Origin of the sequence: Pantoea sp. B566 (assembly GCF_024793925.1) — a bacterium.
GTDB classification, from domain to species: domain Bacteria; phylum Pseudomonadota; class Gammaproteobacteria; order Enterobacterales; family Enterobacteriaceae; genus Pantoea; species Pantoea ananatis.
This window is the reverse complement of record NZ_JANUQL010000003.1, coordinates 2,845,980-2,861,158: the sequence shown is the minus strand read 5'-3', so window position 1 is coordinate 2,861,158 and position 15,179 is coordinate 2,845,980. Positions and strand designations below refer to the sequence as shown.

14 protein-coding genes are annotated in these 15,179 nt (G+C 54.4%); 4 read left to right on the top strand and 10 right to left on the bottom strand.

The genetic code is table 11. The features are described 5' to 3' along the window. Positions 1–42: 42 nt before the first annotated feature. Both glyS and glyQ read right to left on the bottom strand, forming a co-directional pair. Positions 43–2,112, bottom strand: a complete 2,070-nt coding sequence (glyS, locus tag NYE92_RS15100) for a glycine--tRNA ligase subunit beta (protein ID WP_014607029.1) — start codon at positions 2,110–2,112, stop codon at positions 43–45. 9 nt (positions 2,113–2,121) lie between these two features. Next, the gene (gene glyQ / locus NYE92_RS15095) at positions 2,122–3,033 is read right to left on the bottom strand and encodes a glycine--tRNA ligase subunit alpha (RefSeq protein ID WP_013024007.1); all 912 of its coding nucleotides are present in this window, start codon (positions 3,031–3,033) and stop codon (positions 2,122–2,124) included. Between the two features lie 281 nt (positions 3,034–3,314). Here glyQ and NYE92_RS15090 point away from each other — a divergent pair, with 281 nt between their 5' ends. After that, positions 3,315–4,310: an acyltransferase gene (locus NYE92_RS15090; RefSeq protein ID WP_259019124.1), complete on the top strand. Its 996-nt coding sequence runs from the start codon at positions 3,315–3,317 to the stop codon at positions 4,308–4,310. Between the two features lie 2 nt (positions 4,311–4,312). Here the strand turns inward: NYE92_RS15090 and yieH are convergent, their stop codons facing one another. Next, complete coding sequence (yieH, locus tag NYE92_RS15085; RefSeq protein WP_133345135.1) at positions 4,313–4,975, bottom strand: 6-phosphogluconate phosphatase; 663 nt, start codon at positions 4,973–4,975, stop codon at positions 4,313–4,315. 149 nt (positions 4,976–5,124) lie between these two features. On the opposite strand from yieH, the gene NYE92_RS15080 reads away from it, so the two are divergent. After that, entirely contained in the window at positions 5,125–6,438 is a 1,314-nt protein-coding gene (locus NYE92_RS15080; protein WP_014607032.1) for an NCS2 family permease, read from the top strand. Positions 6,439–6,477: 39 nt separating this feature from the next. Here the strand turns inward: NYE92_RS15080 and NYE92_RS15075 are convergent, their stop codons facing one another. From NYE92_RS15075 to rpmH, 7 genes are all read right to left on the bottom strand, one after another. After that, a complete protein-coding gene (locus NYE92_RS15075) occupies positions 6,478–7,221 on the bottom strand; it encodes a 4'-phosphopantetheinyl transferase superfamily protein (RefSeq protein ID WP_015701322.1) in 744 nt (247 codons plus the stop codon). A gap of 173 nt (positions 7,222–7,394) precedes the next feature. Then, positions 7,395–7,985, bottom strand: coding sequence for a malonic semialdehyde reductase (locus tag NYE92_RS15070; protein WP_259019123.1), 591 nt, complete (start codon positions 7,983–7,985; stop codon positions 7,395–7,397). Positions 7,986–8,224: 239 nt separating this feature from the next. Beyond that, positions 8,225–9,589: a tRNA uridine-5-carboxymethylaminomethyl(34) synthesis GTPase MnmE gene (mnmE, locus tag NYE92_RS15065; protein WP_259019122.1), complete on the bottom strand. Its 1,365-nt coding sequence runs from the start codon at positions 9,587–9,589 to the stop codon at positions 8,225–8,227. Positions 9,590–9,678: 89 nt separating this feature from the next. Next, positions 9,679–11,325 (bottom strand): membrane protein insertase YidC, encoded by a 1,647-nt coding sequence (yidC, locus tag NYE92_RS15060; protein WP_013024000.1) that lies wholly within the window; start codon positions 11,323–11,325, stop codon positions 9,679–9,681. A 2-nt stretch (positions 11,326–11,327) separates the two neighbouring features. Beyond that, positions 11,328–11,585 (bottom strand): membrane protein insertion efficiency factor YidD, encoded by a 258-nt coding sequence (gene yidD / locus NYE92_RS15055; protein ID WP_014607035.1) that lies wholly within the window; start codon positions 11,583–11,585, stop codon positions 11,328–11,330. Beyond that, on the bottom strand, positions 11,549–11,908 hold the full coding sequence (gene rnpA, locus NYE92_RS15050; protein ID WP_013023999.1) for a ribonuclease P protein component: 360 nt from the start codon (positions 11,906–11,908) through the stop codon (positions 11,549–11,551). The genes yidD and rnpA overlap by 37 nt, the downstream gene beginning before the upstream one ends. Positions 11,909–11,922: 14 nt before the next feature. Beyond that, positions 11,923–12,063 (bottom strand): 50S ribosomal protein L34, encoded by a 141-nt coding sequence (rpmH, locus tag NYE92_RS15045; RefSeq protein ID WP_000831330.1) that lies wholly within the window; start codon positions 12,061–12,063, stop codon positions 11,923–11,925. A 596-nt stretch (positions 12,064–12,659) separates the two neighbouring features. Here rpmH and dnaA point away from each other — a divergent pair. Continuing rightward, complete coding sequence (gene dnaA, locus NYE92_RS15040; RefSeq protein ID WP_014332919.1) at positions 12,660–14,066, top strand: chromosomal replication initiator protein DnaA; 1,407 nt, start codon at positions 12,660–12,662, stop codon at positions 14,064–14,066. Positions 14,067–14,070: 4 nt separating this feature from the next. Further along, positions 14,071–15,171 carry a DNA polymerase III subunit beta gene (gene dnaN, locus NYE92_RS15035; RefSeq protein WP_014332920.1) on the top strand — a complete coding sequence of 367 codons (1,101 nt, stop codon included), beginning with the start codon at positions 14,071–14,073 and terminating at the stop codon, positions 15,169–15,171. Positions 15,172–15,179 lie beyond the last annotated feature (8 nt).

Here is a 15,179-nt window from a genome sequence, read left to right as displayed (position 1 = left end):
AAGGGACGATTTCTCGTCCCTTTTCAACGTCGTCGAGGCCGGTTACTGCAGTAGCGAAATATCAGCGACCTGCAGGAACAGTTCGCGCAGTTTCGACAGCAGCGTCAGACGGTTAATCCGCACCGCCTCGTCTTCCGCATTAACCATCACTTTATCGAAGAAGTTGTCTACGGCTTCGCGCAGCTGCGCCAGCTCAATTAACGCATCCTGATAGCGACCTTCTGCAAAGTAAGGCTGCAGTTTACTGCTCAGAGCGGTCACGAAGGTGGCCAGCTGAATCTCTTCATTCTCTTTTAACAACGACGCCTGCACGCTGTCATTCAGCGGTTCGGTCGATTTAGCCAGAATGTTAGAGACGCGCTTATTGGCAGCGGCCAGCGCGGCAGCCTCATCCAGCGTGCGGAAGTGTGAGACCGCCTTCATGCGGGCATCAAAGTCGGCCGGACGGGTTGGACGACGTGCCAGTACCGCCTGCAGCGTATCAATGCTGTGGCCTTCTTCCTGATACCAGCTGCGGAAGCGACCCAACATAAAGTCGATGACGTCATTAACCGCATTGGCATTGCTCAGCTTGCTGCCATACAGGCGCACGGCTTCTTCGGTCAGCGTTTGCAGATCGAGTGGCAGATTTTTTTCTACGATAATGCGCAGCACGCCCAGCGCGGCACGACGCAGTGCAAAGGGATCTTTATCGCCCTTTGGATGCTGACCAATACCAAAAATCCCGGCCAGCGTGTCCATTTTATCGGCAATCGCCAGCGCACAGGCAACCGGGCTGGACGGCAAATCGTCCCCTGCGAAACGCGGCTGGTACTGCTCGTTCAGCGCCACCGCAACATCTTCGGCTTCGCCGTCATGACGCGCATAGTGCATGCCCATCACGCCTTGCGTGTCGGTGAACTCAAACACCATATTGGTCATCAGGTCGCATTTGGACAGCAGGCCCGCGCGCGTGGCGTGATTCACATCAGCACCAATCTGCGCTGCGACCCAACCGGCAAGGGCCTGAATACGATCTGTTTTGTCACGCAGCGAACCCAGCTCTTTCTGGAACAGCACGGTTTCGAGGCGCGGCAGGTGATCTTCAAGGCGCTTTTTGCGGTCGGTATCAAAAAAGAATTCGGCATCCGCCAGACGCGGGCGTACAACCTTCTCATTACCGGAAATGATCTGCTGCGGATCGCTGGACTCAATGTTGGTCACAAAAATGAAGTTTGGTAGCAGGTTGCCTTCCGCATCATAAACCGGGAAGTACTTCTGATCGCCTTTCATGGTGTAAACCAGCGCTTCAGACGGCACCTTAAGGAATTTTTCCTCAAAGGTGGCGGTCAATACGACCGGCCATTCGACCAGCGACGTCACCTCTTCCAGCAGGCTGTCGCTGAGGTCAGCGACCCCACCTAAACGACGCGCCGCGGCTTCTGCATCGGCTTTAATCATGGCCTTGCGAACCTGATAGTCAGCAATGACCTGACCGCGCTTTTCAAGCACATCCGGATACTGATCGGCGTTCTCCAGCGTGATCTCACTTTCGCCCATGAAGCGGTGACCACGAATAACGCGATCTGACTTAATGCCAAGGATCGTGGCGGGAATCAGTTCATCGCCCAGCAGCAGGGTGACGGTATGCACCGGACGCACAAACTGTACGTCGCTGTCGCCCCAGCGCATCAGTTTAGGTACTGGCAGTTTACTCAGGGCAGTGGCAACCATTCCTGGCAGCAATGCCTGAGCAGCCTCACCTTTAACCTGGGCACGATAAACCAGCCATTCGCCTTTGTCGGTGCTCAGGCGTTCAGCCTGCTCAACCGTAATACCGTTACCGCGTGCCCAGCCTTCCGCTGCTTTAGTGGCATTGCCTTCTGCATCGAAGGCCGCCGCGACCGCAGGCCCGCGCTTTTCTACTTCACGATCGGGCTGGGAGGCACTCAGGCTGGCGATTTTCAACGCCAGACGGCGCGGGGCAGCAAACCAGCTTACCTCGCCATGGTTCAGATTAGCCGCATCCAGCTCGGCAGTCACCTGAGCAGCAAAGGCTTCCGCCAGGCTGCGTAATGCTTTCGGTGGCAGCTCTTCGGTGCCGATTTCCACCAGGAACGTTTTGTCAGTCATGGCTGCCTCTTACTTTTTGTTATTGCACATCGGGAAGCCCAGCGCTTCGCGAGAAGCGTAATAGGCTTCAGCCACGGCTTTAGTCAGGGTGCGGATACGCAGAATGTAGCGCTGACGCTCCGTCACCGAGATCGCTTTACGCGCGTCCAGCAGGTTAAAGCTGTGTGCGGCTTTCAGAATGCGCTCGTAAGCAGGCAGCGGAAGAGGTTTTTCCAACGCCAGTAGCTGCTGCGCTTCTTTCTCATACTGCTCAAAACAGGTGAAGAGAAAATCCACGTCGGCGTATTCAAAGTTGTAGGTAGACTGCTCGACTTCGTTCTGGTGGAACACGTCGCCGTAGGTTGTTTTACCTAACGGACCGTCGCTCCAGACCAGATCGTAAACGCTGTCAACGCCCTGGATGTACATCGCGAGGCGCTCAAGACCGTAGGTGATCTCACCGGTAACCGGTTTGCACTCCAGGCCACCTACCTGCTGAAAATAGGTAAACTGCGTCACTTCCATGCCGTTAAGCCACACTTCCCAGCCGAGTCCCCAGGCACCCAGCGTAGGGTTTTCCCAGTTATCTTCGACAAAGCGAATATCGTGCACCGTGGGATCCATACCCAGCTCTTTCAGCGACCCAAGGTACAGCTCCTGAATGTTGTCCGGCGATGGCTTGATGATCACCTGAAACTGGTAATAGTGCTGTAAGCGGTTCGGGTTTTCGCCGTAGCGGCCGTCGGTAGGACGGCGGGATGGCTGCACATAGGCGGCGGCAATCGGCTCCGGGCCAAGTGCGCGCAGGCAGGTCATTGGGTGTGAAGTACCAGCGCCCACTTCCATGTCCAGTGGTTGAACAATGGTGCAGCCCTGGCGCGCCCAGTAATCCTGCAATGTCAGGATCAGGCCCTGAAAGGTCTTGGTATCAAACTTTTGCATGATGAGTTCGCACGCGGTTCGGCTAGATAAAAAAAGAGTGCGACAGTATACCCTTTGACCGCGCGATGTGCAGCCGGAAATCCTGCCGCGCAGCCTGGAGAGTGGATTTTAGGATGACGTTCAGCGCCACAGCGATGCTGAACGGCAAAATTAACCTGTGCCGTTTGGCTTTTTTCATGCGATCTTGCGCACAGAGGGTTCTGAATCCCTGTCGGCGCGCTTGTTGACTGCAACGCGACTGGCTACGCTTTGCACCGGGACGCACTGCGCCAGAGGAAACCATGTCGCAAAAGATTTACTGGATAGATAATTTGCGGGCAATTGCCTGCCTGATGGTCATCGTCATCCATACCACCACCTGGTATCTGGCAGGGCCGATGGCGATAAAAGGTCACTGGTGGGACATCGCCAACCTGCTCAACTCAACGTCACGCATCTGTGTGCCGCTGTTTTTTATGATTTCCGGCTACCTGTTCTTTGGCGAACGCAGCGCACAACCCCGTCATCTATGGCGACTCGTCGGATGCCTGCTGTTTTACAGCGCCGTCGCGCTGGTCTATATCAGCCTGCTAACGCCCATCGGTGAAGGCCGTTCAATATTGAAAATGCTACAGAAACCGGTGTTTTATCATCTGTGGTTTTTCTTCGCGCTGATCGGCATTTACCTCCTGTCGCCCTTAATTCAGGTCAAAAGCGTGCGCCCCCGCTATGTGGCGGTGCTGGTGCTGGTTGTGGCGGTGCTGGCTAATCCCAATACCATGGATCAGTCATGGGGGCGGTTTCACTGGTTACCGATCAACCTCTATCTGAGCGGAGACAGTATTTATTACCTGCTCTACGCGCTGTTGGGGCGCGCTATCGGCACCATGGAAACAGACAGGCGCGGCGTGACTGCGCTGGCAGTCGTGGCCTTCCTGACCTGCGTGACCGGTATTATGCTGGGCACCAAACGGGCATTAATCGTCAACGGCGCATTTAACGATACCTGGTATCTCTATTGTGGACCGCTGGTGTTTATTGCGGCCATCAGCGCCCTGCTGGTGTTCAAAAATGCCTTTAATCAACGCACTCTGCCTGGCCTGGCGACGATTTCGCGCTACTCGCTGCCCATCTACGGTTTTCACGCGCTGTTTATCCATTTCATCCGTACAAATCACTATGACGATATGACGCGTCCCTGGTTGGATCTGCCCGCCGTCTTTATGGTCACCCTGGCAGGCAGCCTGCTTCTGGCGATGCTGCTCAGTCGGCTGGACAGGCGCCACTGGGTAACCTGAGGCTAGGTTGTCAGGTTCCAGCCCCGCGCACGCCACAGTTCAGGCAGCGCCGCCATATCCGTAAACACCGTGACCAGCGGGTGATCCAGTTCCGGGTTGTGCGCGTCGGCACAGTAGTAGAACACTGGCATGCCAGCGGCGATTCCGGCCCGCGCGCCCGCTTCAGAATCATCCACTAAAATACAACTCTCAACAGGCACTCGCATTTGCTCTGCGGCGTGAAACATCAGCTCAGGCTCGGGTTTCCAGTGACCAATGTCGTAACCGCTGTAAAGGCGCTCGGCAAAGTAGTCCAGCATGCCGGTTAATCCCAGCGAGTGCTGCATCTTCTTGACCGTACCGTTGGATACTACGCACACCGGGACGTTCATCTGCGCCACCAACGCCTTCGCCCCGGCTATCGGCTTCAACTCCAGATCGAAAAGTCGGGCAACTTCACTCCGGTAGGCGGGTTCAAGTTCGTCCAGCGGTAATCTGACCCCATGCGACTCGCTAACGTCACGGATGATGTCATACAGTTTCACCCCTTTGTACTTTTCGAACATCTCCTGTAGGGAGAGCGTAATACCGTAACGGGCAAAGGTGGTGACGTAAGCGCGTGTACAAAGCACTTCGCTGTCTACCAGGGTACCATCACAATCGAAAAAGACGCATTCTGCTGACATCTGACTCCATCCTTTTAGTTGGGTGCCCCTACACTCTACCCTAAGCCTGACGCGTTGTGATAATGGCAATCGGTTGCGAAAAATCATTGTATTGCCCGGGCAAAATCGCCAGGATACGCGCCGGTGAAATTTTCTTCCGGATAAACGGCATGAACAAACAAAGCCTTTTTCAGCGCGTATTTAAATTGCAGGAACACGGTACAACGGTTCGTACCGAGGTCATTGCTGGCGTTACCACGTTTTTGACCATGGTATACATCGTTTTTGTAAACCCACAAATTTTGGGTGTGGCAGGGATGAACGCCCAGGCGGTGTTCGTAACGACCTGTCTTATTGCCGCATTCGGCAGCATCCTGATGGGCCTGTTCGCCAATCTTCCGGTCGCACTGGCACCGGCAATGGGCCTCAATGCCTTTTTTGCCTTCGTCGTCGTGGGTGCTATGGGTTACTCGTGGCAGGTCGGTATGGGCGCCATCTTTTGGGGCGCGCTGGGGTTGCTTATCCTTACGCTGCTGCGTATTCGCTACTGGATGATCGCCAATATTCCACTTAGCCTGCGCGTGGGCATTACCGCCGGCATTGGCCTGTTTATTGCCATGATGGGCCTGAAAAACGCCGGCATCATTGTGGCCAACCCGGATACGCTGGTCACTGTGGGCAACCTCAGCTCGCATAACGTGCTGCTGGGTGCTCTGGGTTTCTTTATTATCGCCATTCTGGCGTCACGCAATATTCACGCCGCCGTGCTGATTTCGATGATCGTCACCACGGCGATTGGCTGGATGCTGGGCGACGTGAAGTTTGTGGGTCTGTTCTCTGCGCCTCCGTCCATCACCTCTGTGGTCGGTCAGGTCGATATCAAAGGCGCGTTCAATATTGGCATGGCCGGCATCATCTTCTCTTTTATGCTGGTCAATCTGTTTGACTCATCAGGTACGCTGATTGGCGTCACCGATAAAGCCGGCCTGGTCGATGAAAAAGGGACTTTCCCACGGATGAAACAGGCGCTCTATGTCGACAGCATCAGTTCCGTTACTGGCGCGCTGGCAGGGACCTCTTCCGTTACGGCCTATATTGAAAGTACGTCTGGCGTCGCCGTTGGTGGTCGTACCGGACTGATGGCGGTCGTCACCGGCCTTCTGTTCCTGCTGGTCACATTTTTATCACCGCTGGCAGCCATGGTTCCGGCCTATGCCGCAGCGGGCGCGCTGATCTACGTTGGCGTGCTGATGACCGCCAGCCTGTCGCGGGTTAAATGGGACGATCTGACGGAGGCCGTTCCCGCTTTTGTTACGGCCGCGATGATGCCGTTTAGCTTCTCCATTACGGAAGGCATCGCGCTGGGCTTTATTGCTTACTGTGTCATGAAACTTGGCACCGGGCGCTGGCGTGAAATCAGCCCCTGCGTGGTGATTGTCGCGTTACTGTTTGTGCTTAAAATCGCGTTTATCGACGCACACTGAGCGCCCTGGGAAGTCGTGCGCTGGCGGCCTGTTACTGGGTCAGTATGAGGCCAGCGCGCGTCCATGCAGCGTCGTCAGACGCATCATTTTTGTCCCGTCATCCGGCTTATCTAACGCGATATCACGCAGTGCAGACCACTGGCCGCCGCCGGTGATTTCCCATAAGTAAAGGCGCCGCACATGGGGTGATAAAGCACAGGACCACACCAGCGTGGGCTCCGCATCGCACAGAATCTGCAGGTCGGTGGGCAGCGTTGTACGCAGGCGCCCGGCGCCGGGCAATAGCTGTAGCGAACGCAGCCCTTCTTCACCTGCGCCCTGCAGTTTCATTACGCTGTGGCGCAGCGTCCAGATCTGCGTCACGGCCTCAGGCACATCTTGCTGAGCATTGATCCAGGCGATTTCTCCTGAACTTAACCCCTGCACCATCAGCGCCTGCGTCTGACGACTGTGTGCCCGCACGATATCCATATCCAGGCCGACCTGACTGCGCTCTTCAGCCAGCAGGACGCCCACGGTATTCCCCGCGTAGGCAATATTGAAGTCAGGAAGATCGCGATCCGCAAAGGCCGGGCGGCCGTTATGACGCTTAACGATGGGCGGAAGACGATGAAGGCCGTAAATACGCTGCATGAGCTGTGCCAGCAAGATACGGGCTGCCAGAAATCGCCCTCGACGTTTATCCGCAAGATGCTGCGCGCTGTCGATGATGTCCTGCGGGATGGCGCTATCAGCCACCAACTGCCCGGGATTGCCTGTCCAACGAACAAAATGACCCGCCATCTGTCTCTCCATGAAAATGGTCAAATAATCATCAACTCCATTATAAGCGCTTTCTCAGGCTACCGCATACAGCTTGCCCTTTTTTCAGAAAAGCAGCAGGCTGGAGCCCTCACTACAGGCAGAAGTCACCAGCAGAAACGGGCGTTACGAAAAAGTCGTAACGCGCTGGGATATCAGACGAACTGGCAGGCTTGCTCAAGACTCAAGCGGGGCAAACGGGGAGGAAGTTTATCCGGGATGCCATAGCCCAGATTAATTAACAGATTCGCCTGCCAGGTGGTATCGGCAAAAAAGGCATCGTTAACTTTTAGCGGATCGAAGCCCGACATGGGTCCCGCATCCAGCCCCAGCGCTCGGGCTGCAAGAATTAGATAGCCTGCCTGTAAGCTACTGTTGCGAAACGCCGTCTCTTTGACTAAATCTGGCGTGTTAGTAAACCAGTTACGCGCATCGGCATGTTGAAACAGCATCGTCAAATGCTGATAAAACTCGCTGTCCCAGGCAATAATAACGGTGACCGGTGCGCTCATTGTTTTCTCAAGATTGCCGGACGCCAGCGCCGGTTTCAGCTTTTCTTTCCCCTCGGCTGAGGTGACAAAAACGAAGCGTCCCGGGGAGCAGTTTGCTGAAGTTGGGGCCAGGGCAACGAGCTTGTAGAGCTGTTCCAGCAGGGCCTGTTCGACGGGTTTTTGCTGCCAGTGATTATGGGTGCGGGCGTGGTAAAAAAGGGTGTCTAGCGCGGCATTATCAAGCGATGTAGTCATATAACTCTCCAGGGAAAACATCCAGTATTCAACCTATACGGTGAGTTCACGTTTTTGGATGCGTTTCAGCCCGTCTCATTGCGTGATGTGCTTGTCGACGTCCAGCTGAAAATACGGCTTCATAACATCCAACCCTACAATAATCTACGCCACAACAACCAATAAGCAACACATGACGCGTTGGCCCGTAAACGGCGACGGCTTCGTTTTACCGGGCCGCTTACGGGTCATGTGCAGTGTTATTTGCCGATACAGAAACTGGAGAAAATTCGCCCCAGCAAATCGTCTGACGTAAATTCACCAGTGATTTCGCTAAGCGCCTGCTGCGCAAGACGCAGTTCTTCTGCCAGCAACTCGCCAGCCCAGGCACCCAACAGTTGGGATTTGCCCTGTTCAAGATGCGTAGCGGCAAGCTCCAGTGCCTGCAAATGGCGGCGACGTGCCAGGAAACCGCCTTCCATATTATCGGCAAAGCCCATGGTCTGTTTCAGATGGTCACGCAGTGTATCCAGGCCTTCGCTGGTTCGGGCTGACAGCCTGATGAGCGCGTGGCCATTCACGTTGGTCAGTCCCCGCGTTTCACCAGTGATGTCCGCCTTGTTGCGTACGACGGTAATCGGCAACTGAGGCGGGAGACGCGCGACAAAATCCGGCCAGATCTCCGCGGGCTCGGTTGCGTTCGTCGTTGTGCCGTCCACCATAAACAGCACCCTGTCGGCCTGTTCGATTTCATGCCAGGCGCGTTCAATACCAATACGTTCCACTTCATCGCTGGCCTCACGCAACCCTGCGGTATCAATGATATGCAACGGCATACCGTCAATATGAATATGCTCACGCAGCACGTCGCGCGTTGTGCCGGCAATATCCGTCACGATGGCCGCCTCACGACCGGCAAGCGCATTCAGCAGGCTGGATTTTCCTGCGTTGGGGCGGCCGGCAATCACCACCTTCATGCCTTCGCGCAACAGGCTGCCCTGTTTGGCTTCGGCACGCACGGCATCAAGATCGCTGATGACCGTATTCAACTGCCCTTCGATTTTGCCGTCAGACAGAAAATCGATCTCCTCATCGGGGAAATCAATGGCCGCCTCAACATAGATACGCAGGTGCGTCAGGGCTTCCACAAGATGATTAATGCGAACAGAGAAGGCTCCCTGCAGCGAGTTGACCGCCGAGCGTGCCGCCTGTTCTGAGCTGGCATCAATCAGGTCGGCGATCGCTTCTGCCTGGGCTAAATCGAGTTTATCGTTAAGGAAAGCCCGCTCAGAGAATTCGCCCGGTTGGGCAATGCGCAGGCCAGGCAGCGCCACAATACGTTTCAGCAGCAGATCCAGAATCACCGGACCGCCATGGCCCTGTAACTCCAGCACGTCTTCACCGGTAAAAGAGTGAGGGCCGGGAAACCATAGCGCGATTCCCTGATCCAGCACGCTACCGTCACTATCGTTAAACGATAAATAGTCGGCGTAACGCGGTTTGGGCAGTTTACCCAGTATCTGCTGGGCAACCTCTGCGGCTCGCGGACCGGAAATGCGCAAAATGCCAACGCCGCCCCGTCCGGGCGGGGTTGCCTGAGCAACAATGGTATCGCTATGGCTCATAAATTCTCTCTCACTACAAAAAACAAAGGCGGTCGCTTTGACCGCCTGAGCATAACCGTATTTATCGCGGGAAACCTCCCGCGACGGTCTTACGCTTTCTTCTTGTCGCGACTGTGTAAGCCACGTTTTTCCAGGCCGCGATAAATCAGCTGCTGCTGTAGAATGGTTACCAGGTTACTGACGATGTAGTACAGCACCAGACCTGACGGGAACCACAGGAAGAACACGGTGAAAATCACAGGCATATAAGTCATGATCTTCTGCTGCATCGGATCGGTCACGGTGGTCGGTGACATCTTCTGAATGAAGAACATGGTGATACCCATCAGAATCGGCAGGATATAGTACGGATCCTGTGCTGACAGATCGTGGATCCACAATATAAACGGCGCATGACGCAGTTCTACCGAGCCAGACAGCATGTAGTACAGGGCAAGGAAGATAGGCATCTGAATGACCAGCGGCAAGCAGCCACCCAGCGGATTCACTTTTTCTGCCTTATACAGCGCCATCATCTCCTGGCTCTGCTTCTGCTTATCGTCACCTAAACGCTCACGCATCGCCTGAATCTTCGGCTGTAGCATGCGCATTTTCGCCATCGAGGTGTACTGCGCTTTTGTCAGCGGGTACATGATGCCACGCACGATGAACGTGATAATGATGATGGAGAAGCCCCAGTTACCGATAAAGCTGTGAATGAACTTCAACAGTTTAAACAGCGGCTGAGAGATGAACCATAACCAACCGTAGTCAACCGTCAGGTCAAGGTGAGGCGCAATCGCGGCCATCTTGTCCTGAATTTCCGGCCCTACCCACAGCGTGGCATCCAGCGTCTGTTGCGCACCTGGTGCGACGGTTACCGGCGCAGATTTATAGCCGATTGCAGCAACGCCATTACCCAGATTGCTGGTATAAAGCGTGTTTGTCCCCTGCGTGCGCGGTACCCATGCGGTCGCGAAATACTGCTGCAACATTGCCACCCAGCCATTGCTGGTGGTGGTATTGAGGTTTTCGTTATCGGCGATGGTATCGAACTTAATCTTTTCGTATTTCGATTCGCTGGTGGAGTAAGCCGTTCCGCGGAAGGTGTGCAACGCAAAGTTGTTGCTGCCGGTATCACGGTGCTTAGGCAAATCGATCGTCTGTTTTAACTGACCAAACATCGACAATTCCAGCGGCTGCTGGCTGGTATTGTTAATGTTGTAGTCAACGTTAACCGCATAGTCGCCACGCTTGAACACGAATGTCTTGGTGTAAACAACGCCGTTTTCAGCGGTGAACGTCATCGGAACACGCAGTTCGCTCTGACCCTCAGCCAGTTCGAAGTGATCCTGAGCCGTGTTATACAGCGGACGCGCACCATTATTCGGGTTGTCCGGACCATTACGGCCGGTTAAACCACTTTGCGCCTGGTAAACAAACGACGGTGTGGTTTCCAGCAGCTCAAACGGCTTGTCAGAACCCAACTTATCCGGGTAAGTCAGCAGTTGAGCCTGGTCAACATCGCCACCGCGGGTGTTGATCGTTAATGACAGGACATCAGTCTTAACGGTGATCGTTTTACCCTGGCCGCTGGCCGGTACACCCTGGCCTGCAGCATCACCGGCTGCACTGTTTGTGTTCTGCGTGGTCTGGGTCTGCAAAGGCTTCGGAGCATGGTCCGTCTGCCAGGCTTGCCAGATCATGAAAGACACGAACAGAAAAGCGATGAGAAAGAGATTGCGTTGCGAATCCATCGTTAATGTTCTCTGGTATCAAAGGTTTTTGGCGGCACAGGATCGTCACCACCCGGGTTCAAAGGGTGGCATTTTAATACGCGTTTTAAAGTCAACCAACTGCCTTTTATCAACCCAAACCTGCGCAAGGCCTCAATTCCGTATTGAGAGCAGGTCGGATGAAACCGACAGTGTGGCCCCAGTAATGGACTGATGCCGCGTTGATAGACGCGTATCAGGACGATCAGGAACCGCGCGCCAGGCGACAGTGACGACGCCATAATTTCTCCAACGCTTCCGCCAACATACGGTTATCGAGATCGGCAACACCCTTCTTCGCAACCACCACAAAGTCCATCGACGGCAATTCATGTTGACGCAGGCGAAAGCTTTCGCGGGTCAATCGCTTGATCCGGTTGCGTTCGTGAGCGCGTTTCACATGTTTTTTCGCGACGGTCAGACCGATGCGGGGATACCCCAGCGCGTTAAGGCGGCCGAGAATAGTAATTTGCGGCGTGCCAGCCCGTTGTGGCTGCTGAAAGACGAAAGTGAAATGAGTGGGAGTTAACAAACGTAACTCCCTGGGAAATGCGAGCTTACCCATCAGGGTTAGCTTTATTACTTAGAAACGGTCAGACGAGCGCGGCCTTTAGCACGACGACGTGCCAGAACCTGACGACCATTTTTAGTAGCCATACGAGCACGGAAGCCGTGTGAACGGTTGCGCTTCAGTACGGACGGTTGAAAAGTGCGTTTCATGGCGATTTCTACCTAAACTTGAAAATTTTCACTGGGTGACGCGTTTCCGGACCAAAAAACAGACCGACGCCTCAATGTGTCTTTAATAAAGAGGCGGGATTGTAATAATTGTACAGTCCCGAGTCAATTTACTTCGCTTGTCGCGGTACCAGATAACCCGGATACAGCCCGCTGAGTCCGGGCATTGAGCTTTACGCGACAACGCCGGGGGAAGAATTATACGGGGTCTGCGTTAAAGCGCAAGGATCGCGCAGGATCTTATTGCGATCGACCTGCCGCAGGCGCAGACAAAAACGAGAGATCGTCCGAAAAATTGAATCATTCAGCGCGATCCCAGGTGGTTTTTTCTGCCACAGGCGTAGACTTTCCTTCGCGTTCATGTCCTGTGGATAAAAAGGATAAAAACTGTGTAGAAAGGGAAGATCTCTGTCGCGCTTTGCGCTATGATCCGCCCTTCCTCTGACGATCCTCTAATGATTGCAGGATGGAAAACCGCTGATAGCGGTCGCAGGCGCTTTCTTTCGTCTGTGTCAAAATGAACGTTTCTTAGATTAGCACCTACTTTTCTTATCGAATTTGTACGAGTGGAGTCCGCCGTGTCACTTACGCTTTGGCAACAGTGTCTTGCCCGTTTGCAGGATGAGCTTCCTGCCACCGAATTCAGCATGTGGATCCGTCCACTTCAGGCTGAATTAAACGACAATACGCTTGCCTTATATGCTCCTAACCGCTTCGTACTCGACTGGGTTCGGGATAAATACCTCAACAGCATCAATGCACTACTAAATGAGTTCTGCGGTGCGAATGTACCTCTGTTGCGTTTTGAGGTGGGCACGCGCCCGGTTCAACAAGCCGCAGCGGTCAGTCAGCCAGCGATGGCCAGCGTCAGCGCGCCGGCTGCACCGGTTCAAAACCGTCCGGCACCGGCACAAATTGTCCGCCCAAGCTGGGACAACGTCCCTGCGCCTGCGGATGTCACTTATCGCTCTAACGTTAATAATCGTCATAACTTCGATAACTTTGTTGAAGGTAAATCGAACCAGCTGGCACGCGCGGCGGCACGTCAGGTGGCTGATAACCCTGGCGGCGCCTACAACCCACTGTTTCTTTATGGCGGTACGGGCCTGGGGAAAACCCACCTGTTGCATGCAGTCGGCAACGGCATTATTGCGCGTAAACCCAATGCCAAAGTGGTTTATATGCACTCTGAGCGCTTTGTGCAGGACATGGTTAAAGCGCTACAAAATAATGCTATCGAAGAGTTTAAGCGCTATTACCGTTCGGTTGACGCCCTGCTGATCGATGACATTCAGTTCTTTGCCAACAAAGAGCGTTCTCAGGAAGAGTTTTTCCACACCTTTAATGCGCTGTTAGAAGGCAATCAGCAGATCATCCTGACCTCGGATCGTTATCCAAAAGAGATCAACGGTGTTGAAGATCGTCTGAAGTCGCGATTTGGCTGGGGCTTAACGGTGGCGATCGAGCCGCCGGAACTGGAAACACGCGTTGCGATCCTGATGAAAAAGGCGGATGAAAACGATATCCGCCTGCCGGGCGAAGTGGCTTTCTTTATTGCCAAGCGTTTACGCTCTAACGTCCGTGAGCTGGAAGGGGCACTGAACAGGGTTATCGCCAACGCCAACTTTACCGGCCGGGCGATTACCATCGACTTCGTTCGTGAAGCACTGCGGGATCTGCTGGCCCTGCAGGAGAAGCTGGTCACTATTGATAATATTCAGAAGACCGTTGCTGAGTACTACAAAATTAAAGTCGCTGACCTGCTTTCTAAGCGCCGCTCGCGCTCGGTAGCGCGTCCGCGTCAAATGGCGATGGCGATGGCTAAAGAGCTGACTAACCACAGTTTGCCGGAGATCGGCGACGCTTTTGGTGGTCGCGACCATACCACGGTACTTCACGCTTGCCGTAAGATTGAGCAACTGCGTGAAGAAAGCCACGACATCAAAGAAGATTTCTCAAATCTCATCAGAACATTATCTTCGTGACGCTATGAAATTTATTGTTGAACGTGAACAGTTGCTAAAGCCGCTGCAGCAAGTCAGCGGTCCGCTAGGCGGTCGCCCGACGTTGCCTATCCTCGGCAATCTGCTGATGCAGGTTAATGAAGGATCGTTGTTACTGACCGGCACCGATTTGGAAATGGAAATGGTTGCACGGGTTGCCTTAACCCAGCCGCACGAGACGGGTGCGACGACCGTTCCGGCACGCAAATTCCTGGATATTTGCCGTGGCCTGCCGGAAGGGGCGGAGATAAACGTGACGCTGGAAGGCGAGCGCATGTTAGTGCGTTCCGGCCGTAGCCGTTTTTCGCTCTCTACCCTGCCCGCCAGCGACTTCCCAAATCTGGATGACTGGCAGAACGAGGTGGAATTCACCCTGCCTCAGGCCACGCTAAAACGCCTGATCGAAGCCACGCAGTTCTCTATGGCCCATCAGGACGTACGCTACTACCTGAACGGCATGATGTTTGAGACGGAAGGCGAAGAGCTGCGTACGGTCGCCACCGACGGTCACCGTCTGGCGGTCTGCTCCATGCCCATTGGCCAGGCGCTTCCCAGCCATTCAGTCATTGTGCCGCGTAAAGGGGTTATCGAGCTGTTACGCCTGCTGGACGGCGGTGATACACCGCTTCAGGTGCAGATTGGCAGCAGCAACATCCGCGCGCACGTTGGCGACTATATTTTTACCTCTAAGCTGGTGGATGGTCGCTTCCCGGATTATCGTCGGGTGCTGCCAAAAAATCCGGATAAAGCGCTGGAGGCAGGCTGCGATCTGCTCAAGCAGGCTTTTGCCCGTGCGGCGATCCTCTCTAATGAGAAATTCCGCGGCGTTCGTCTCCATATCACCGAAAATCAGCTAAAAATTACCGCTAATAATCCTGAGCAGGAAGAAGCGGAAGAGATGCTGGATGTCAGCTATACCGGCAGCGAGCTGGAAATTGGCTTCAACGTCAGTTACGTACTGGATGTACTGAATGCACTTAAGTGCGAGAATGTCCGCCTGCTGCTGACGGATTCCGTTTCGAGCGTGCAGATTGAAGATGTGGTGAGTCCGGCAGCGGCCTATGTCGTCATGCCGATGCGTCTGTAGCACACGGG